The sequence below is a fragment of the Microlunatus kandeliicorticis genome (genome assembly GCF_014137855.1).
Lineage (GTDB): Bacteria > Actinomycetota > Actinomycetes > Propionibacteriales > Propionibacteriaceae > Microlunatus > Microlunatus kandeliicorticis.
The window spans coordinates 124,338-142,824 of the sequence record NZ_JACGWT010000005.1 but is presented as its reverse complement, the minus strand read 5'-3'; the positions used below and the strand labels follow the sequence as shown (position 1 = coordinate 142,824).

The 18,487-nt window shown below is 73.5% G+C and carries 17 protein-coding genes; 12 read left to right on the top strand and 5 right to left on the bottom strand.

Going from position 1 to position 18,487, the window contains the following annotated elements; genetic code table 11:
• The first annotated feature begins 65 nt into the window (after window positions 1-65).
• Window positions 66-881 (top strand): lysophospholipid acyltransferase family protein, encoded by an 816-nt coding sequence (locus FHX74_RS15285; RefSeq protein WP_182561069.1) that lies wholly within the window; start codon window positions 66-68, stop codon window positions 879-881.
• A complete protein-coding gene (locus FHX74_RS15280) occupies window positions 878-1,879 on the top strand; it encodes an NAD(P)H-dependent glycerol-3-phosphate dehydrogenase (protein ID WP_182561068.1) in 1,002 nt (333 codons plus the stop codon). The genes FHX74_RS15285 and FHX74_RS15280 overlap by 4 nt, the downstream gene beginning before the upstream one ends.
• Before the next feature lie 24 nt (window positions 1,880-1,903).
• Here the strand turns inward: FHX74_RS15280 and FHX74_RS15275 are convergent, their stop codons facing one another.
• Entirely contained in the window at window positions 1,904-3,058 is a 1,155-nt protein-coding gene (locus tag FHX74_RS15275; RefSeq protein WP_182561067.1) for a trans-sulfuration enzyme family protein, read from the bottom strand.
• Window positions 3,059-3,193: 135 nt separating this feature from the next.
• On the opposite strand from FHX74_RS15275, the gene FHX74_RS15270 reads away from it, so the two are divergent.
• Window positions 3,194-4,345: a D-alanine--D-alanine ligase family protein gene (locus FHX74_RS15270; RefSeq protein ID WP_328823851.1), complete on the top strand. Its 1,152-nt coding sequence runs from the start codon at window positions 3,194-3,196 to the stop codon at window positions 4,343-4,345.
• A gap of 16 nt (window positions 4,346-4,361) precedes the next feature.
• Window positions 4,362-5,252, top strand: coding sequence for an aminoglycoside phosphotransferase family protein (locus FHX74_RS15265; RefSeq protein WP_182561066.1), 891 nt, complete (start codon window positions 4,362-4,364; stop codon window positions 5,250-5,252).
• A 254-nt stretch (window positions 5,253-5,506) separates the two neighbouring features.
• Here the strand turns inward: FHX74_RS15265 and FHX74_RS15260 are convergent, their stop codons facing one another.
• Window positions 5,507-5,743: an Lrp/AsnC ligand binding domain-containing protein gene (locus tag FHX74_RS15260; protein ID WP_182561065.1), complete on the bottom strand. Its 237-nt coding sequence runs from the start codon at window positions 5,741-5,743 to the stop codon at window positions 5,507-5,509.
• 142 nt (window positions 5,744-5,885) lie between these two features.
• On the opposite strand from FHX74_RS15260, the gene FHX74_RS15255 reads away from it, so the two are divergent.
• From FHX74_RS15255 to FHX74_RS15235, 5 genes are all read left to right on the top strand, one after another.
• Window positions 5,886-6,896, top strand: coding sequence for a thiamine-phosphate kinase (locus FHX74_RS15255; RefSeq protein WP_182561064.1), 1,011 nt, complete (start codon window positions 5,886-5,888; stop codon window positions 6,894-6,896).
• Window positions 6,897-7,004: 108 nt separating this feature from the next.
• Window positions 7,005-9,704, top strand: a complete 2,700-nt coding sequence (locus FHX74_RS15250; RefSeq protein ID WP_182561063.1) for an FtsK/SpoIIIE family DNA translocase — start codon at window positions 7,005-7,007, stop codon at window positions 9,702-9,704.
• 351 nt (window positions 9,705-10,055) lie between these two features.
• On the top strand, window positions 10,056-11,537 hold the full coding sequence (rimO, locus tag FHX74_RS15245; RefSeq protein ID WP_182561062.1) for a 30S ribosomal protein S12 methylthiotransferase RimO: 1,482 nt from the start codon (window positions 10,056-10,058) through the stop codon (window positions 11,535-11,537).
• Entirely contained in the window at window positions 11,534-12,133 is a 600-nt protein-coding gene (pgsA, locus tag FHX74_RS15240) for a CDP-diacylglycerol--glycerol-3-phosphate 3-phosphatidyltransferase (RefSeq protein WP_182561061.1), read from the top strand. Before rimO ends, pgsA begins: the two co-directional genes overlap by 4 nt.
• Window positions 12,126-12,623, top strand: coding sequence for a CinA family protein (locus FHX74_RS15235; protein WP_182561060.1), 498 nt, complete (start codon window positions 12,126-12,128; stop codon window positions 12,621-12,623). The genes pgsA and FHX74_RS15235 overlap by 8 nt, the downstream gene beginning before the upstream one ends.
• A gap of 169 nt (window positions 12,624-12,792) precedes the next feature.
• Here the strand turns inward: FHX74_RS15235 and FHX74_RS15230 are convergent, their stop codons facing one another.
• Entirely contained in the window at window positions 12,793-13,233 is a 441-nt protein-coding gene (locus FHX74_RS15230) for a Fur family transcriptional regulator (protein WP_182561059.1), read from the bottom strand.
• A 123-nt stretch (window positions 13,234-13,356) separates the two neighbouring features.
• On the opposite strand from FHX74_RS15230, the gene nicT reads away from it, so the two are divergent.
• Together nicT and FHX74_RS15220 are read left to right on the top strand one after the other, a co-directional pair.
• The gene (gene nicT / locus FHX74_RS15225) at window positions 13,357-14,514 is read left to right on the top strand and encodes a Nickel transporter NicT (protein ID WP_328823850.1); all 1,158 of its coding nucleotides are present in this window, start codon (window positions 13,357-13,359) and stop codon (window positions 14,512-14,514) included.
• A 49-nt stretch (window positions 14,515-14,563) separates the two neighbouring features.
• The gene (locus tag FHX74_RS15220; protein WP_328823880.1) at window positions 14,564-14,848 is read left to right on the top strand and encodes a helix-turn-helix domain-containing protein; all 285 of its coding nucleotides are present in this window, start codon (window positions 14,564-14,566) and stop codon (window positions 14,846-14,848) included.
• An 18-nt stretch (window positions 14,849-14,866) separates the two neighbouring features.
• Here FHX74_RS15220 and FHX74_RS15215 read toward each other — a convergent pair whose 3' ends face one another.
• Complete coding sequence (locus tag FHX74_RS15215) at window positions 14,867-16,030, bottom strand: phosphotransferase (RefSeq protein ID WP_182561056.1); 1,164 nt, start codon at window positions 16,028-16,030, stop codon at window positions 14,867-14,869.
• Window positions 16,031-16,100: 70 nt separating this feature from the next.
• On the opposite strand from FHX74_RS15215, the gene FHX74_RS15210 reads away from it, so the two are divergent.
• Window positions 16,101-16,589, top strand: a complete 489-nt coding sequence (locus tag FHX74_RS15210; RefSeq protein ID WP_182561055.1) for a MarR family winged helix-turn-helix transcriptional regulator — start codon at window positions 16,101-16,103, stop codon at window positions 16,587-16,589.
• On the opposite strand, the gene FHX74_RS15205 is transcribed toward FHX74_RS15210, so the two are convergent.
• Entirely contained in the window at window positions 16,568-18,352 is a 1,785-nt protein-coding gene (locus FHX74_RS15205) for a glycoside hydrolase family 3 protein (protein ID WP_182561054.1), read from the bottom strand. The genes FHX74_RS15210 and FHX74_RS15205 overlap by 22 nt on opposite strands.
• Between the last annotated feature and the right edge of the window lie 135 nt (window positions 18,353-18,487).

Below are 18,487 nucleotides of genomic sequence, written 5' to 3'. Positions count from 1 at the left end.
ACCGCCGCGCCGCTAACCTGGGACGACCCAGGTGGTGCGCCGTCCGAGCAGAAGTCGAGGAACCGATGTCCAGCAGCCCGGCCCGCCGGCCGCTCCGGTCGGTGATCAGCGAACCGGCCGAGCCGTTCCTCTACCGGATCGTCTGGGTGCTCGGGCAGCTGCTCAGGCGGACCACCCGCCAGGACTGGCGCGGGCAGCAGAACGTTCCCTCGACGGGCGGTCTGGTGCTCGTGGCCAACCACCTCTCGAACTTCGACCCGCTCGCCCTCGCGCACTTCCTGATCTGGTCGGGTCGCTGGCCGCGGTTCCTGGCCAAGGCGTCGCTGTGGAAGGTGCCGCTGGTGCGCACCGTGGTCACCCGGTGCGGTCAGATCCCGGTCGAGCGGAACAGCCGCGACTCCGCGCGCGGGCTGACCCAGGCAGCGGCGGCCGTGCGCGCCGGGAAGTGCGTGGTGGTCTATCCCGAGGGCACCATCACCCGGGACCCGGAGCTCTGGCCGATGGCCGGCAAGACCGGTGCGGCCCGGATCGCCCTGGAGACCGGTGCTCCCGTGGTCCCGGTGGGGCAGTGGGGCGCTCAGCAGGTGATGCCCGGGGTGCGCCCGACGCTGCCGCGGCTGCTCCCGCGACCGACCCTCCGGGTCGCGGCCGGCCCGCCGGTCGATCTCGACGACCTCCGCGGTCGGCCGCTGACCCATGATGTCACCCGGGAGGCGACCGACCGGATCACCGCCGCGATCACCGCGTTGGTGGCCGAGCTGCGCGGAGCCACCCCACCCGCCCAGCCCTACCAGCGTGCCGGCGCGACCGTCCCGGATCCCCGTCCCACAACGGATTCCGGTGATCATGGTCACCAGGACGGGCCGGGGGAGAACCGGTGAGCGGGGTCGCGGTGATGGGTTCGGGGTCGTGGGGCACGGCGTTCGCGCTGACCCTCTGCGACGCCGGCAACGACGTCCGGCTGTGGGCCCGGCGGATCGAGGTGTGCCGGGCGGTGAACACCGAGCACCGCAACCCCGACTACTTCCCCGACCTCGAGCTGCCCCCGACGCTGACCGCGACCGACGACCCGCAACGGGCGATGGCCGAGGCCGACCTGGTCGTGCTGGCCGTGCCGTCGCAGACGCTGAGGCAGAACCTGACCGGCTGGCGGCTGCCCGAGACCGCGGTGGTGCTGAGCCTGGCCAAGGGGATCGAGCTCGGCACCGGACGCCGGATGAGCGAGGTGGTCGCCGAGGTCACCGGGCTGCCCGACGAGCGGATCGCCGTGCTCACCGGCCCGAACCTGTCGCACGAGATCGCCGAGCGGCAACCGGCCGCGTCGGTGATCGCCTCGACGGCGCACGAGACCGCGGCCCTGGTGCAGAAGATCTGCCACTCGCCGACGTTCCGGCCCTACACCAACACCGACGTGATCGGGTGCGAGCTCGGCGGCGCCACCAAGAACGTCATCGCGCTGGCGGTCGGGATGGCGGTCGGGCTCGGCTTCGGCGACAACGCCACCGCGTCGGTGATCACCCGCGGGCTGGCTGAGATCAGCCGGCTGGGACGCGCGCTGGGGGCTGATCCGCACACGTTCTCCGGCCTGGCCGGCATGGGCGACCTGGTGGCGACCTGCAGCTCGCCGCTGTCGCGCAACCGGTCGTTCGGCGAGGAGCTCGGCCGCGGTCGGTCGGTGGCCGAGATCGCCGGGTCGACCCGGCAGGTGGCCGAAGGGGTCAAGTCCTGCACGGCGATCCGCGCCCTGGGCAGCGCCCACGGCGTCGAGCTGCCGATCGTCGAGGCCGTGGTGCGGGTGATCGAGAACGGCGAGCCTCCGGGCGAGATGGTCGCCCACCTGCTGGCCCGCGCCGCGCGCCCCGAGCGCGACGAGACCTGAGCGACGAGACCTGAGCCCCGGCTCTCAGAGCCCGCGGAGCGCCTGGTCGAGGTCGTCCCACAGGTCCTCGACGTGCTCGAGCCCGACGGACATCCGCACCAGCCCCTCGGGGACGGCGGGCAGCTCGGCCGGCCAGCGGCGACGGCGTTCGAGGGTGGACTCCACCCCACCGAGGCTGGTCGCGTGCACCCACAGCCGCAGCCGCTCGATCAGCGTCTCGGCGGCGGCCGCTCCGGCCAGCTCGATCGAGACCAGCGAGCCGAAGCCGTCCATCTGCGTCGCGGCGAGGGCGTGGAACCGGTCGTCGGTCAGCCCGGGGTAGCGGACCCGCAAGATCGCCGGGTGCCCGGCCAGCCGCCGGGCCAGCTCGCCCGCGCTGGCCGTGGCCTGCCGGACCCGCAACGGCAGCGTCCGCAGTCCCCGGAGCACCAGGAAGGTCTCGAGCACCCCGGGGGTGGCTCCGTGGAGCCGGCGGACGGCGCCGAGGCGGTCCAGCAGGTCCTGCCGACCCGGGGCCGCGACCACCATCCCGCAGAGGGCGTCGGAGTGACCGGAGAGGAACTTGGTCGCCGAGTGCAGCGCCAGGTCGGCACCGAGGGTGAGCGGTCGCTGCTGGACCGGGGTGGCGAAGGTGTTGTCGACCACCAGCAGGGCACCCTCCGGACGTCCGGCGGCCACGGCCCGGACGTCGGCCACCTCCATCGTCGGGTTGGCCGGGGTCTCGAGCCAGACCAGGTCGGCCCCCTCGGCGGCGGCGAGCACGGCCTCGGTGTCGGCCCCGTCGACCAGCCGCAGCGTGAACCGCTGTCGCTGCGCGTACTCGGCGGCCAGCGAACCGACGCCGAGATAGCACTGCTGCTGGAGCACGAGCACGCCGCCGTCGGGCACCAGCTCGAGCAGCGCGTGCGCCGCCGCCATGCCCGAGGCGAAGGCCAGCGCGGGCCCGCCCTCGAGCGCGCCGACCGCCGCCTCGAGCGCGGTCCAGCCCGGGTTGCCGTAGCGGCCGTAGCCCACCGTGCCGGTCGGGTCGGCCGCCGCGACGTAGGTGGAGGCCGGGGTGATCGGCTCGTTGAGCGGCGCGTCGATCGTTCGCTCCGGGCGTCCGGCGGCCACCGCCAGCGTCTCGGGCCGCCAGCGGGTGGCGGTCTGGTCGTCGTCGGACGGGTGCGGATCACTCACCCGGACATTGTCCCGGCCCGGTGGCCGCTCCTGCCGCGGTGGTCGACCGTGGTCCGCACACCGGCCGTGGCCGCTCGGCGGTGCCGGTCTGCGCGCCTGCCGGTCGTCCCCTGATCGGATGGATAGCCTCTGCGGGTGCCGTCCATCCCCGAGGCCCCGTCGACCGCGCCGCAGCCCCCGGCCCGCGTCCGCGTCGCCGTCGTGTTCGGCGGACAGAGCTCCGAACACAGCGTCAGCTGCCTGACCGCGGGCGGCGTGCTGGCCGCGCTGGATCCCGAGCGCTACGAGGTCACCGGCATCGGGATCACCCGGTCCGGGCGACTGGTGGTCGCCGGCCCGGAGGTGCTCGAACGGCTGCACGTCACCGACGGGCGGCTTCCCGAACTGACCGAGGACGCGGCCGAGGCGGTGCTGGTGCGCGGGGAGACCGGCAGCGAGCTGGCCCGGCGCGAGCAGGGCTCGCTGGCCGCGCTCGGCCGGATCGACGTCGCGTTCTCGCTGCTCCACGGGCCGTTCGGCGAGGACGGCACGATCCAGGGGATGTTCGAGCTGATGGGCGTCCGCTACGTCGGCGCCGGCGTGCTGGCCAGCGCGGTCGGCATGGACAAGCACGCCATGAAGCTGGTGCTGGCTGCCTCCGGACTGCCGATCGGGCCGTACGCGGTGATCACGCCGCGGCAGTGGGAGCACGACCGCGGCGCCGCGCTCGAGTCGGTGGCGACACTGACCTATCCGCTCTTCGTCAAGCCGGCCCGCGGTGGGTCGAGCCTCGGCATCCGGCGGGTCGACGACCCCGCCGACCTCGAGGCGGCGGTCGAGTTCGCCCGCGGCTACGACCCGAAGGTGGTGGTCGAACAGGGCTTCGTCAACGCCCGCGAGCTCGAGTGCGGGGTGCTGCAGTCACTCGACGACGGCAGTCCCGAGGTGAGCGCGGTCGCCGAGATCAGGATGCACACCGCCTCCGGGTTCTACGACTTCGAGGCCAAGTACCTGCCCGAGGAGCAGGTCGACCTCGACGTCCCCGCCGAGCTCGACCCGGCGGTCGCCGCCGAGATGCAGCAGCTGGCGGCGCGGACGTTCGAGGCGATCGGCTGCGAGGGGCTCGCGCGGGTCGACTTCTTCCTCACCGAAGACCGCCGGCTGGTGGTCAACGAGATCAACACCATGCCCGGCTTCACCGAGCACTCGATGTTCCCGCGGGTGTGGGCGGCCAGCGGCCTGGACTACCCGAGCCTGGTCGACCGGCTGCTCCAGCTCGCGCTGCAGCGGCCCACCGGGTTGCGCTGAGCGCCCGGGATCGGTTGTGACCGGGGCCGCCGCGGTGCCGATGCCGGCCAACCTCCGCGCCTCGGCCGAGCGGACCCGGTCGGCCGGGATGCGCGCCTGGTACGCCGGGCTGCCGGACCGGATCGCGGACCTGGCCCAGCGTTGGGAGCTGGAGCTCGGGGCGCCGTTCGAACCGGGCGGCTCGGGGTCGTGGGTAGCCCCGGCGACCGACGCCGGCGGTGCCGACCTGGTGCTCAAGGTGGGCTGGACCCACACCGAGGCGCGCGACGAGGCCGAGGGGCTGGCCGTCCTCGGCGGCGAGGGTGCCGTGCAGGTCTTCCGGTACGAGAACCACGGACCCACCACGGCCGCGCTGCTCGAACGCTGCCGACCGGGGGAGGAGCTGCGGACCCGGCCCGAGGGCGAGCAGCACCGGGTGATCGGCGCGCTGCTGCGCCGGATCCGGGCTGTGCCGGTGCCGGCCGATCACCCGTTCCGGCCGCTGACCGAGCTCTGCGACCTGTGGGCCGACGAGGCGGAGACCGCGCACGCCGAGCGTCCGCCCGGCGTCGATCCGGGGCTGGTCCGCGAGGGCCTGGCGCTGTTCCGGGCACTGCCGCGCGACGCGGACACCGCGGTGCTGCTGTGCACCGACCTGCACGGCGGCAACGTGCTCTCCGGCACCCGGCTGCCCTGGCTGCTGATCGACCCGAAGCCGTACGTCGGCGACCCGCACTACGACGTGCTCCAGCACCTGCTCAACTGCTTCGACAGCCTGCTCGCCGACCCTCTCGGGCTGATCGCCCGGGTCTGCGACGAGGCCGACCTGGACCCCACCCGGGTGCGCCACTGGCTCTTCGCCCGCTGCATACAGGACAGCCCCGACTGGCCCGACCTGGCCGCCCTCGCCCGCGCCCTCGCCGCCTGAGCGTGCCGGCGTGCGTGTTGGCGCTTCGACAGGCTCAGCGCGCGTGCTGGCGCTTCGACAGGCTCAGCGCGCGTCCGCACGCCAGTCCGCTCGTGAGCGTCCTCTGAGCCGCGCCTGCTCGTCTGCACGCCGCACGAGCGCGGCCGGACAGACAGGTGCAGCCGACGAAACGTCTGCACGGGCGCGTGCCCGGGCCGCGCGAGCAGGAGGAAGACGAGCAGTTCAGCGCGGCGTGCGCGAACGAGCTCAGATCTTCAGATGTGGACCACGGGGCAGGTGACGGTGCGGGTGATGCCCGCGACGTTCTGCACCTTGGCGACCACCAGCTGGCCGAGCTCGTCGACGTTCGCCGCCTCGGCGCGGACGATCACGTCGTAGGGGCCGGTGACGTCCTCGGCCAGGGTGACGCCCTTGATGGCGCGGATCTCGCCCGCGACCTCCGCGGCCTTTCCGACACCGGTCTGCACCAGGATGTAGGCCTGCACGACCATCGACTACGCCCCCTCTCGTGGACACTGCTCCCGTCGACTCCGGCGCCGCGCTCGGCGCGGACCGCAGCGGCCTCCGTGAGGCCGAGAGAACCGTACCCGGTCCGGATCGGCCGGACGACCGGCGTTCGGCAACAATCGTCGCGTGCAGACCGAGCGCCGACCACCGCGCGGCTCCGACGACCCGGCCGCCGAGACCCTCGGGACGACCGGTGAGTTCGCGCTGATCTCGGCGATCACCGCCGACCTCGAGCCCGAGCTGGCCGCGGCGGTCGGTGGCCGCGTACTGCTCGGTCCCGGCGACGACGGTGCGGTGCTGCTGGCCGACGGTCCGGTGGTCAGCTCGATCGACTGCCTGGTGGAGGGCGTGCACTTCCGCACCGACTGGTCCGAGGCGCTCGACGTCGGCCGCAAGGCGGTGGCGGTCAACCTGGCCGACCTCGAGGCGATGGGGGCGGCCCCGGTCGGGGTGCTGGTCGGGTTCACCGCGCCGGCCGAGCTGCCCACCCGCTGGGCGCTGGACTTCGCCGCCGGGGTCCGGCAGGAGTGCCGGACCGCGGGCGCGGCGCTGCTCGGCGGCGACACCACCCGCGGGCCGGTGATCATGATCGCGGTGACCGCGCTCGGTACCCTGCCCGGCGAGGCGATCACCCGGGACAACGCCCGGCCGGGCGACGTGGTCGCGGTCTGCGGGAGGCTCGGCTGGGCGGCCGCCGGGCTGGCCGTGCTGGGTCGCGGTTTCCGGTCACCACGCGCGGTCGTCGAGGCCCAACGCGTGCCGGCGGTGCCCTACGGACAGGGTCGGGCGGCCGCCGCCGCCGGGGCCCACGCCATGATCGACATCTCCGACGGTCTGCTCGCCGACCTCGGCCACGTCGCCCGTGCCTCCAAGGTGATCATCGATCTCGACCCCGCGGCGTTCGCGGTGCCGGATCCGCTGCGGGCGGTCGCCGCGGCCACCGGCTCGGACCCGCTCACGCTGATCCTCACCGGGGGCGAGGACCACGCGCTGGCCGCCGCCTTCTCCGCCGAGGACGTCCCCGAGGGTTGGACGGTGGTCGGTCGGGTGCTGCGCCCGGACGCCGCCGAGGGCCGGGTGACGGTCGACGGTCGAGAGTGGGAAGGTGCGCGCGGCTGGGACCACTTCCGCCGCTGAGCGGGCCCGCGAGGCCTCGGAGGGCGCTCGAGGGTCCGCGAGCCCCGGGCGGCGCGGGACCGGCGTGTGGCGGTCCGGGGGAGCGCGGCATCGCGTAACCTCGCGATCATGGCGACCCGCGCGTCTTCCCCACCGCGGTCCCGTAGCTCCGCCACCCGTGGTGGCGGTTCGGCTCCGCGGTCGTCCGGAAGCAAGAAACCCACCCAGCGTGCCTCCACGTCCGGCTCCCGGTCGCGGAACGGCTCGTCGGGCGGGTCGCGCCCGGCGCCCCGGCCCCGGCAGAACCAACCGAGCGGCAACCGCCGCCCGGCCGGTCGTGCCGGCTCACGTCCCTCGGTCGGCAATCAGCTCGGGCGCGGTCTGCGCGGCGCCTGGCTGGGGGTGGCGCACGCAGTCGGTCACGGCGCCCGGATGGTCGGCTCGGGCCGCGACCAGCGCGAGGGCCTCGACCCCGCTCTCCGGCGTGACGGCGTCGGGCTGTTCCTGGTCGGGTGCGCGATTGTCGTCGCCGCCGAGTTCTGGTGGGGCCTGCCCGCTCCTGTGGGCCCCTGGATCCACACCGGGCTGACCAGCGTCATCGGGACGCTCGCCTACGCCGCGCCCATCCTGCTGGCGGGGATGGCCTGGCGCACCCTGCGGAACCCCGAGCGCAACGGCCCCGGCGGCCGGCAGGCGGTCGGCTGGACCGCCGTCCTGCTCGGGCTGCTCGGCCTGATCAACCTCGCCCACGGCCTGCCCCGCCCGGACCATCCGGAGCAGATGCGCCAGGCCGGCGGCGTCCTGGGTTTCATCTCCTCCTCGCTGCTGCACGACCTGCTCAAGACCAACTGGGTCGCCGCGCCGCTGCTGGCACTGCTGTTGGTCTTCGGCGTGCTGGTGGTGCTCGGCATCCCGCTGCACGAGATCCCCGGGCGGCTGCAGGCGCTCCGCGAACGCTTCACGCCGCAGGGCCGGGTTGTCGACGGTGAGGTCGTCGGCGAGATCAGCTACGACGCCGACCGCGCCTACGACACCCCGATGATCACCGACGGGTCCGAGGGCCGGCGGTCGCGCCGCCGCCGGCGCACCGAGGAGCCGGAGACCGAGGCGTCCGACGCGGACGTCGTCGACGCCGAGCTCGAGGAGATCACCGAGACCGAGAGCCCGGGGCGGCGCACGATCACCGCCGGGCTCCCCAAGACCCCCGCCGGGACCGACGGCAAGGCCCGCACCACCGCGGGACGCGCCCCGAGCTTCGTCGTTCACGGCGAGAGCGACGGTGACGAGGCCGGGTCCGCCGTGCTGGAGCCGCCGCCGCACACCCCGGTCCCGCAGCGCGTCGAGCAGCTCCAGCTGTCCGGCGACGTCCAGTACGTGCTGCCCGACAGCGAGCAGCTCAAGCAGGGCACCGCCCACCGACCGCGGACCGAGGCCTCGGACTCGGTGGTCGGCCGACTGACCGGGGTGCTCGAGCAGTTCGACATCGACGCCCAGGTCACCGGCTACACCCGCGGCCCGACGGTGACCCGCTACGAGGTCGAGCTCGGCCCCGCGGTCAAGGTCGAGAAGGTCACCGCGCTGAGCAAGAACATCTCCTACGCGGTGGCCAGCAACGAGGTGCGGATCCTCTCGCCGATCCCCGGCAAGTCGGCGATCGGCATCGAGATCCCGAACACCGACAAGGAGGTCGTCAGCCTCGGCGACGTGCTCCGCAGCACCAAGGCGCGCAACGACCACCACCCGATGACCGTCGGGCTCGGCAAGGACGTCGAGGGCGGGTTCGTGGTGGCCAACCTGGCCAAGATGCCGCACCTGCTGGTGGCCGGCGCCACCGGCTCGGGCAAGTCGGTGGTGATCAACACCATGATCACCTCGATCCTGATGCGGGCCACCCCGGACGAGGTCCGGCTGCTGCTGGTCGACCCCAAGCGGGTCGAGCTGACCGCCTACGAGGGTGTCCCGCACCTGGTCACCCCGATCATCACGGCGCCGAAGAAGGCGGCCGAGGCGCTGCAGTGGGTCGTCCGCGAGATGGACATGCGCTACGACGACCTGGCCGCGTTCGGCTTCCGGCACGTCGACGACTTCAACAAGGCGGTCCGGGCGGGCAGCGTCAAGGTGCCCGAGGGCTCGGAGCGGGTGCTCGCGCCTTACCCGTACCTGCTGGTGATCGTCGACGAGCTCGCCGACCTGATGATGGTCGCCCCGCGCGACGTCGAGGACTCGGTGGTCCGGATCACCCAGCTGGCCCGGGCGGCCGGCATCCACCTGGTGCTGGCCACCCAGCGGCCGAGCACCGACGTGGTCACCGGGTTGATCAAGGCCAACGTCCCGAGCCGGCTGGCCCTGGCCACCAGCTCGATGACCGACTCGCGGGTCATCCTCGACCAGCCCGGCGCGGAGAAGCTGGTCGGTCAGGGCGACGGTCTGTTCCTGCCGATGGGGGCGGGCAAGCCGACCCGGATCCAGGGTGCCTGGGTCACCGAGAACGAGATCCGGGCGGTGGTCAAGCACGTCTCGGAGCAGCTCAAGCCGAACTACCGCGAGGACGTCACGGCTTCGGCCGAGACGAGCACCAAGGTGGCCGAGGACATCGGCGACGACCTCGACCTGGTGCTGCAGGCGGTCGAGCTGGTGGTCACCCTCCAGCTCGGGTCGACCTCGATGCTGCAGCGCAAGCTCCGCGTCGGCTTCGCCAAGGCCGGCCGGCTGATGGACATCCTCGAGACCCGCGGCGTGGTCGGGCCCTCGGAGGGCTCGAAGCCGCGCGACGTGCTGGTCAAGCCCGACGAGCTCGACGTGGTGATGGACAACCTGCGCGCCGGCTGATGCCGGTCGATCCTGATCCGTCCGACCCGTCCCCGGCGCCGTCCGGGGGCGGGTCGTTCCGGTGTGGCGGCGACCAACCGACCGGATTTCTCTCCGGTCTGAAAAAACTCTGAGAATCGTCGCGGGCACCCATCCGGGTCCTCCGGCGGGTGCGAACCCCGGATGCAGTCACCCCCCGAAGAACCCCCGGACGAACGCCCCGGACCCCGGTCGTTGTCGGCAATCCCCCGAGTGCCCATCACGACCGCGGACGGGGTGTTCGTTCGTCCGGGGCGGGCGTCGGGTCGGACCGGTCCGGTCGCGGACGCCGATCTGACAACCGCTGGGCCGGTGGGGGAGACTGGCGAGGTTATGACGTCGCTCACCGCGGTTCACCTGGTCACCCTCGGCTGCGCCCGGAACGAGGTCGACTCCGAGGAGCTCGCCGGCCGGCTGGCCGACGGCGGCTTCCGGCTGGTCGACGATCCCGAGGCCGCCGACGCCGTCCTCGTCAACACCTGCGGGTTCGTCGAGTCGGCCAAGAAGGACTCCGTCGACGAGCTGCTCGCCGCCGCCGACCTCAAACAGAGCGCCGGTCAGGGCGGACGCGCCCAGGCCGTGGTCGCGGTCGGGTGCCTGGCCGAGCGGTACGGCCACGAGCTCGCCGAGTCGCTGCCCGAGGCGGACGCCGTGCTCGGGTTCGACGCCTACGGCACCATCGCCGAGCGCCTCCAGGCGATCCTCGCGGGCGAGCGTCCGGCCGCCCACGTGCCGCGCGACCGCCGCACCCTGCTCCCGATCAGCCCGGTCGACCGGCCCGCCGCCGGGTTGGCCGTCCCCGGTCACGCCACCCCCGACCTGCCCGCCGGACTGGCCCCGGCCGCCGGTCCGCGACCGGTCCGCCGCCGGCTCGACGGCGGCCCGAGCGGCCCGCTGAAGATCGCCTCCGGGTGCGACCGCCGGTGCAGCTTCTGCGCGATCCCCACCTTCCGCGGTGCCTACCTGTCCAGACCGCCGGCCGAGATCGTCGCCGAGGCGCAGTGGCTGGTCGAGCAGGGCGTCCGTGAGGTGTTCCTGGTCAGCGAGAACACCTCCGCCTACGGCAAGGACCTGGCCGACCTCCGGCTGCTCGAGAAGCTGCTGGTCGAGCTCTCGGGGGTCGACGGGCTCGACTGGATCCGGGTCTCCTACCTCCAACCCGCCGAGCTGCGGCCCGGTCTGGTCGAGGTGATGACGTCGACGCCCAGGGTGCTGCCCTACTTCGACCTGTCGTTCCAGCACGCCGCGCCGGGCGTGCTGCGCCGGATGCGCCGGTTCGGTGACCCGGACAGCTTCCTCGGCCTGCTCGACCGGATCCGGACCCTCAGCCCGCGGGCGGGGGTCCGCAGCAACGTGATCTGCGGGTTCCCGGGGGAGACGGAGGCCGATCTGGCCGTGCTCACCGATTTCCTGTCCGCCGCCCGGCTCGACGCCATCGGGGTCTTCGGCTACTCCGACGAGGACGGCACCGAGGCGGTCCGGCTCGACGGTCACCTCGACGAGGGCGAGATCGAGGCCCGGCGCTCGGCGGTCGCCGACCTCGCCGACGAGCTGGTCGCGCAGCGGGCCGAGGAGCGGATCGGCGAGACCGTCTCGGTGCTGGTGCTCGGCGAGACCGACGGCTCCGAAGGCCCCCGGGTCTGGGAGGGCCGGGCCGAGCACCAGGCCCCCGAGGTCGACGGCACCACCGTGGTCGTCCCCGACCGGGACGGACCCGCCCCGGTGGGACGGATCGTCACCGCCCGGGTGGTGGCCAGCGACGGCGTCGACCTGGTGACCGAGCCGCTCGCCGTCGCAGGAGCCGGGGACCGGTGACCGCCGCGGAGACCCGGCGCGAGACCACGCCGTGGAACGTCCCGAACGCGCTGACCGCGTTCCGGATCGTGCTGGTGCCGGTGTTCGCGGTGGTCCTGCTCGGGCACCCGCACGATATCGGCTGGCGGGTGGCCGCGACGGTGATCTTCGCGCTGGCCATCGCCACCGACTTCGTCGACGGCTATCTGGCCCGCAAGTACGACATCGTCACCAGCTTCGGCAAGCTGGCCGACCCGATCGCCGACAAGGCGCTGACCGGGATGGCCTTCATCGGGCTGAGCGTGATCGGCGAGCTGTGGTGGTGGGTGACCATCGTGATCCTGGTCCGCGAGTGGGGCATCACCCTGCTCCGGTTCGTGATCATCCGCTACGGGGTGATGGCCGCGAACCGGGGCGGCAAGATCAAGACCGCCCTGCAGGCGGTGGCGCTGGTGCTCTATCTGCTGCCGCTGCAGCTCGTCCCGGCCCTCGGCTGGCTGCTGTGGCCGGCCCGGGTGATCATGGCCGCCGCGTTCGTGGTCACCGTGGTGAGCGGCATCGACTACCTGGTGCAGGCGGCGCGGATGCGCCGCGCGGCGCTGCGGGCGCGTGGCTGATCCGGACCCCGCGTACCCGGCGGCGGTCGCGGTGATCACCGCACTGGTGCAGCGCGGTGAGACGGTCGCCACCTGCGAGTCGCTCACCGGCGGGCTCGTCGGGGCCGCAATGACGGCGGTGGCCGGTTCCTCGGCCGCCTACCGCGGCGGGCTGGTGAGCTACGCGACCGACCTCAAGCACACGCTGGCCGGGGTGCCGCAGGACCTGCTGGAAGCCCAGGGCGCAGTGGCCGCCGACACCGCCGCCGCGATGGCCCGCGGCACCGCCGAGCGCTGCGGCGCCGACTGGGGTCTGGCCACCACCGGGGTGGCCGGTCCGGACCCGCAGGAGGGCCACCCGCCGGGCACCGTCTTCGTCGCGGTGGTCGGCGCCGGCGCCGAGCCCGTGGTCGACCGGCTGGCGCTGTCCGGCAGCCGGGACGAGATCCGGCGGGCGAGCGTGCAGCGCCTGCTCGAGCGCTTCGCCGCGGTGCTCGCCGAGGCGCGCTGAGCCCCGCCCTTCGACAGGCTCAGGGCACCTGATCGGGTCGGCGCGGCGCCCAGAACCCTTCGAAGGTGCTCCGCGCAGGGTGCCCTGAGCCTGTCGAAGGGCGCCACAGCCCGCCCTGAGCGGCCCAGCCACGGTGCCCTGAGCCTGTCGAAGGGCGTACCCGTGCGCCTCAGTCGACGCAGTCGGCGCACCGGCCGAGCAGGGCGCCGTGGGTCGGGTCGAGCCGGAAGCCGAAACGCTGCCCGAGGGTGGCGGCCAGCGGGTCGAGCAGGTCGCCGGGGACGTCGATCACCCGTCCGCACCGGTGGCACTGCAGGTGCGCGTGGCCGTCGGCCCCCGCGGCGTCACCGAGGTGGTAGACGGTGGCGTCGCCCGGCAGGTGCGTGTGGCTGACCAGGTGGTGCTCGGCGAGGGTGTGCAGCGCGCGGTAGACGGTCGCCCGGTGCGTCTCGGGCGCGCGCTCGGCCACCCGGGCCAGCACGGCGTCGGCGTCGAGGTGGTCCCCGGTCCCGGCCAGCACCTCGAGCACCGCCCGCCGGGCCGGCGTCGACCGCAGCCCGGCCGCGCGCAGCCGGCCGGCGCTCGCCGCTTGCTCGCCGTCGTCCGCCACGGCGGCAGTCTGCCACCGCGACCCCGGAGGGAGCCTCGTTCCAGGTGCGATAGCGTCGCATCTCGATCACGCCGGACACGGCGGGATCGCCGGGGACGGGCGAGCGGGCGGAGCCAGATGACGGTGAGCGGGACCCAGTCCAGCAGCGGGCTCACGGTCTCCGGTGCCGGCCACGGCGGGCGGCTGCGGCCGACCGAGTGGCGCTCGGTGATCGGGATGGCGGCGTTCGTCGTGCTGCTGCACGTCCTCGGCTGGGGCGTCCTGCTCGGGCTGGTGGTGCCCGCGCACTACCAGGTCGGCGCGAACGCCTTCTTCGGCGTCGGGCTCGGGTTGACCGCCTACACCCTCGGTATGCGGCACGCGTTCGACGCGGACCACATCGCCGCGATCGACAACACCACCCGCAAGCTGATGGCGCAGGGCCGACGGCCGGTGTCGGTCGGGTTCTGGTTCTCGCTCGGCCACTCGACGATCGTCTTCGTCCTGGTGCTGCTGCTCGCGCTCGGCGTCCGGGCGCTGGCCGGTCAGCTCGAGGACGACTCGTCGCTGCTGCAGCGGATCACCGGTGTCGTGGGGACCGCGGTCTCGGGCACCTTCCTGTTCCTGATCGGGCTGGTCAACCTGGTGGTGCTGGTCGGGATCGTCCGGGTGTTCGCCCGGATGCGGCGCGGCGAGGTCGACGAGGCGGCGCTGACCGCCGAGCTCGATCGCCAGCTCGGCCGCCGCGGGTTCCTCAGCCGGCTGCTCGCCGGGGTCACCCGCGCCGTCAGCCGGCCCTGGCAGATGTACCCGGTCGGGCTGCTGTTCGGCCTCGGCTTCGACACCGCGACCGAGGTCGGGCTGCTGGTGCTGGCCGGCGGCGCCGCGGCGTTCAGCCTGCCGTGGTGGGCGATCCTGACGCTGCCGGTGCTGTTCGCGGCCGGAATGAGCCTGCTCGACAGCATCGACGGGTGCTTCATGAACTTCGCCTACGGCTGGGCCTTCTCCCGACCGGTGCGCAAGATCTTCTACAACCTGACCGTGACCACGCTGTCGGTGGCGGTGGCGCTGCTGATCGGCGGGATCGAGCTGGTCTCGATCCTGGTCGACCGGGCCGGGATCCGCACCGGTCCACTGGCCGCCGTCGCTGGGCTCGACCTCAACAACGTCGGGTTCGTGGTCGTCGGGCTGTTCGTCGTGGTGTGGCTGGTCGCGCTCGCGGTGTGGCGCTGGGGACGGGTCGAGGAGCGCTGGTCGCGGCGATTCGGCACCGCGGTGGCGGGCGACCCGGATCGTGGTTGACCTCCCGGCGGCGCTACACCCCCGTGGGTAGAGTGTCGGCATGGTCGAGGTGAAGCCGGTGCTGGTGCGTGAGCTCATCGGCGAGGCGCTGCGCGAGGAGCGGATCCGGCAGGGCAAGACGCTCCGCCAGCTCTCCGGCCTGGCCCGGGTCAGCCTGGGCTACCTCTCCGAGGTCGAACGCGGTCAGAAGGAGGCGTCGAGCGAGCTGCTCGCCGCGATCTCCGGGGCCCTCGACCTGCCGCTGTCGACCGTCCTCAACGTGGTCAGCGAGCGACTGGCCGAGCACGAGGCGATGGTCATCCCGCTCCGGCCGCTGGCTCAGGCCGCCGCCTGATCCACCCGGTCGAGCCGGTCAACGCACCGCTCGGCCCTCGGTGGCGGCCACCTCGTCGAGGATCCACCGGCAGACCACGGCCCGCCCCGCCACAATCCGGTCGACCTCCTCGCCGTCCCCGTCCCCGAGCCGCTCGAACGGCACGGCACTGATCCCGCTGAACAGCGCGAGCACCACCGCCCGGACCCGACGCAGCTGGTGGCGGTCCGGGGTCTGGACGCCCTCGGCAGCCAAGCCGGCGGCGTAGCCGTCGAGGACGCGGTCGGAGATCTCCGGCAGGTCCGCCGGGTCGCGCTCACCGAGCTGGTGCTCACCGACGGTGAGCTGGGACAGGTCGAAACCGACCGGCGCGAGGGCGACGAAGCCGAAGTCGATCAGGCAGAGGCCACCGTCCCGAGTCACCAGCAGGTTGCGGGTGCAGGCGTCCCCGTGGGCGACGCCCGACCTGTACCGGTCGAGCTCGTCGACCAGCGACGGCAGCCGGTCGGCGAGACGGACGAGCTCGGAGCGGAGCGGGCCGAAGTGCTCACCGACCGACGGGTGCTGCCACAGACCCTCGTCGCGCAGCGCCGGGAGCACCTGGTGACGGACGCGCCCGTCGAGATAGCTCCGGACCGTCCGGCGTCGCACCAGCGGCTCGATCGGACGCAGGGCAGCGACGACGTCGGGGGAGACCGCGAGCCGTCCGAGCAGTCGGGCCGCCTGCTCGAAGCGGGCCGGCGACCACGGCGACGGATCGGTGGCGACGTCGGTCATCCAGACGGCGGCCGCGTCGCCACCGAGCTCGATCACCGCCACGGTCGACGGCATCGAGAGGCCCGTCGGCAGGGCGGCGGCGAGGGCGGTCCGGTAGACCGCGGGTTCGACCTCCCAGGGCAGCAACCGCTCGGCGTCCGCACGGAGCGGCGGGGGGACGAAGGCGAACTCCGGTCGCCACCGCCACGAGCGCAGCACCTTGACGAAGACCGAGAACGGCCGGGAGCCGGCGGCCGTCTCGACGTGGCCGTGCACCCGCTGTCGGCTCAGGGTGGTGAGCGCCTCGAGGTCGTAGGCGACCGGGCTGACGCGGAGGGTCCAGGACGTGATCGCAGCGTGGACGCCGTCGGCCTCGAGCGTTCTCGCGATCAACGTCCGGAGGTGGTCGTCGTCACGGACGCCGAGATGCGCCAGGGCGGGGTCCATCACTCCACGACCTTTCGATCTTCGGATGGTCAAGCTGACTGATCAACGACGGTAAGGTAGCTTGACCATCGTGGTCAAGAGTCGCAAGACGCCCGACCGGGCGTCGGTCCCGGACGCGTGGGTGGCCGAGCTGCTCGGGGCCGCGTTCGAGCGGATCCGGGAAGCGTTGCCGCCGGCGGAGTGGTCGGGTCTGCGGCTCTCCCAGCTGCGCGTGCTGTCCTCGGTGCCCGAGGACGGTCTCAGCGTCACCGAGCTGGCCGACCGGGTGCGGATGACCAAACAGGCGGCGGGGCAGTTCGTCGACGCGTTGGTCGACCTCGGGCTGCTCGCGGTGCAGCCCAGGGCCGGGGACCGGCGGGTGCGCTGGGTCCGTCGCACCGCGGAGGGCGACGCCCTGGTCGGGCGGTTGAGCGACCGGTTCGCCGCGCTCGAGGCGAGCTGGGCGCAAGCGGTCGGCGAGCGGCGCTACGCCACCTTCCGCCGCGTACTCGGGGAGCTGGGGCGGACCGTGCCCGACGGGGCGGACCCGGGACCGGGTCAGCCCAGCGTCAGCCCGTGACCGTGCCGGTAGAGCGGGTCGGCGGTGTCGAACGGCACGTCGGGTCGGCTCTCCTCGACCGCCGCCATGCTCCGCGGCAGGTCGAACGGCAGCCGCCCGCGCGGCACGGCCCGGCCGAAGAGCACGTCGAGCAGGGCTTGTGGTGACACTCCGAAGGTGGCGACCAGGCCGCGGGCGAAGCCGTCGATCTCGGTGAGGATCGCCGGCCGGTCGAGACCCACCGCCACGACCAGCGTGGTCTTGGCGGCCAGGTCGGCGAGGTGGTCCACCGTCTGCTTCGGGAAGTCCAGCGACCCGGCGTGGAAGAACCCCTCGAAGGCGGTCGCGGTCCGCGGCTCGAACGGCGCGGGCAGCGAGACCAGGGCGACGTCGGCGTGGGCCGGGTCGTCGACGACCGTGCCGTAGTCGGTCGCGGCGCGAGGATCGATGCCCTCGAGGTAGATCCGCGCCCCGGGGTCGATGGGCAGCACCGGGGTGTGCGCGTCGTCGGTCCGGTTGGCCAGCACGGTCACCGAGGCGCGCTGGGCCTCGAGCCCGGCGGCCACGAAGTCGGCCCGGCCGGCGGTGGCGGTGGCGGCGTCCGGGTCCACCTCGCGCCGGTCGAACAGCCCGAGCACGAACTTCTCCCGGAGCAGCCGACGCACCGAGACGTCGATCCGTTCGGCGCCCACCTCGCCGGCCTCGATGATCGAGGTCAGCAGCGCGGTGTCGGCCTCGCCGCCGAACTGGTCGACGCCCGCCTCGAGCGCCTTGATCATCCGTTCCCGCGGCGACAGCGACTCAACGCCCCAGGCCCGGGCCACGTGCTCGTCGCCCATGATCACCGCGTCGTTGATCAGGCCCCAGTCGGTGCAGACGATGCCGTCGAAGCCGAGCTGGTCGCGGAGCAGACCGGTGATCACGTCGCGGTTGAAACCGAAGCCGACCTCCTCCCAGTCCGTCCCGACCGGCATCCCGTAGTACGGCATGATCTGGCTGGTCCCGGCTTCGAGCGCGGCCCGGAACGGGCGCAGGTGCAGTTCCTGCTGGCCGCCGGGGTAGACCTGTTCGCGGCCGTAGGGGAAGTGCGGGTCCTCGCCGTCCAGCTGCGGGCCGCCACCGGGGAAGTGCTTGGTCATGGTGGCCACCGAGTCCGGGCCGAGCTGGTCGGTCTGGAACCCGCGGACGTAGCCGACCACCAGCCGGCTGGTCAGCTCGGCGTCCTCGCCGAAGGTGGCCGACTGCCGCGCCCAGCGCGGCTCGGTGGCCAGGTCGATCTGGGGGTGCAGCGCGACCCGGATCCCGACGCAGAGGTACTCCTGGCGGGCGATGTCGCCGAACCGCTCGACCAGCACCTCGTCGCCGATGGCGGCCAGCCCGATGGCCTCGGGCCACTGCGAGAACGCCGACGCCCCGAAGCTGGTGCCCGGGTTCTCGACGAAGGCGTGCCGCGGGTCGGTGCTGAAGGTGACCGGGATCTGCAACCGGGTCGAGGCGGCCAGCTGCTGGACGGCGTTGTGCCAGCGGGCGGTCGCGGCGGGGTCGGCGATCGGACCCAGCAGGTTGAAGTGGTTCATCCGGCGGTCGAGGACGTACTCGCGCGGCGACGGCAGCCCGAAGGCGGGAGCAGCCTGATCGAGGTCGCTGTTCGGCAGCATTATCGTGTGGAACATCAGCCCGGCCTTGTCGGCCGCGGTCAGCTGGGGCAGCAGGACGTCCACCCGGTCGTCCACCGACAGCGCAGGGTCGAGGTAACGCCGGTCGACCTCGTCGGTCTCGCTCATGATCGCCAACTCCTTCGTCGAGGATCCTTCACCGGCGGTCATGCTGCCACGTCCGGCTGGGTGGCTGCGGGCGCCCGGGCGGCGGGCGCCCGACCGTCGCCCGGCGGGCGTCCGGCGGGCGTCCGGCGGGCGTCC

What these genes read in the sequence shown, in the direction of transcription:
- rimO (WP_182561062.1), top strand. Translation starts at nt 10,056, where the DNA reads ATGACGTCGCTCACCGCGGTTCACCTGGTCACCCTCGGCTGCGCCCGG.
- FHX74_RS15250 (WP_182561063.1), top strand. Translation starts at nt 7,005, where the DNA reads ATGGCGACCCGCGCGTCTTCCCCACCGCGGTCCCGTAGCTCCGCCACC.
- FHX74_RS15215 (WP_182561056.1), bottom strand. Translation starts at nt 16,030, where the DNA reads ATGGACCCCGCCCTGGCGCATCTCGGCGTCCGTGACGACGACCACCTC.
- FHX74_RS15205 (WP_182561054.1), bottom strand. Translation starts at nt 18,352, where the DNA reads ATGAGCGAGACCGACGAGGTCGACCGGCGTTACCTCGACCCTGCGCTG.
- FHX74_RS15260 (WP_182561065.1), bottom strand. Translation starts at nt 5,743, where the DNA reads ATGGTCGTGCAGGCCTACATCCTGGTGCAGACCGGTGTCGGAAAGGCC.
- FHX74_RS15285 (WP_182561069.1), top strand. Translation starts at nt 66, where the DNA reads ATGTCCAGCAGCCCGGCCCGCCGGCCGCTCCGGTCGGTGATCAGCGAA.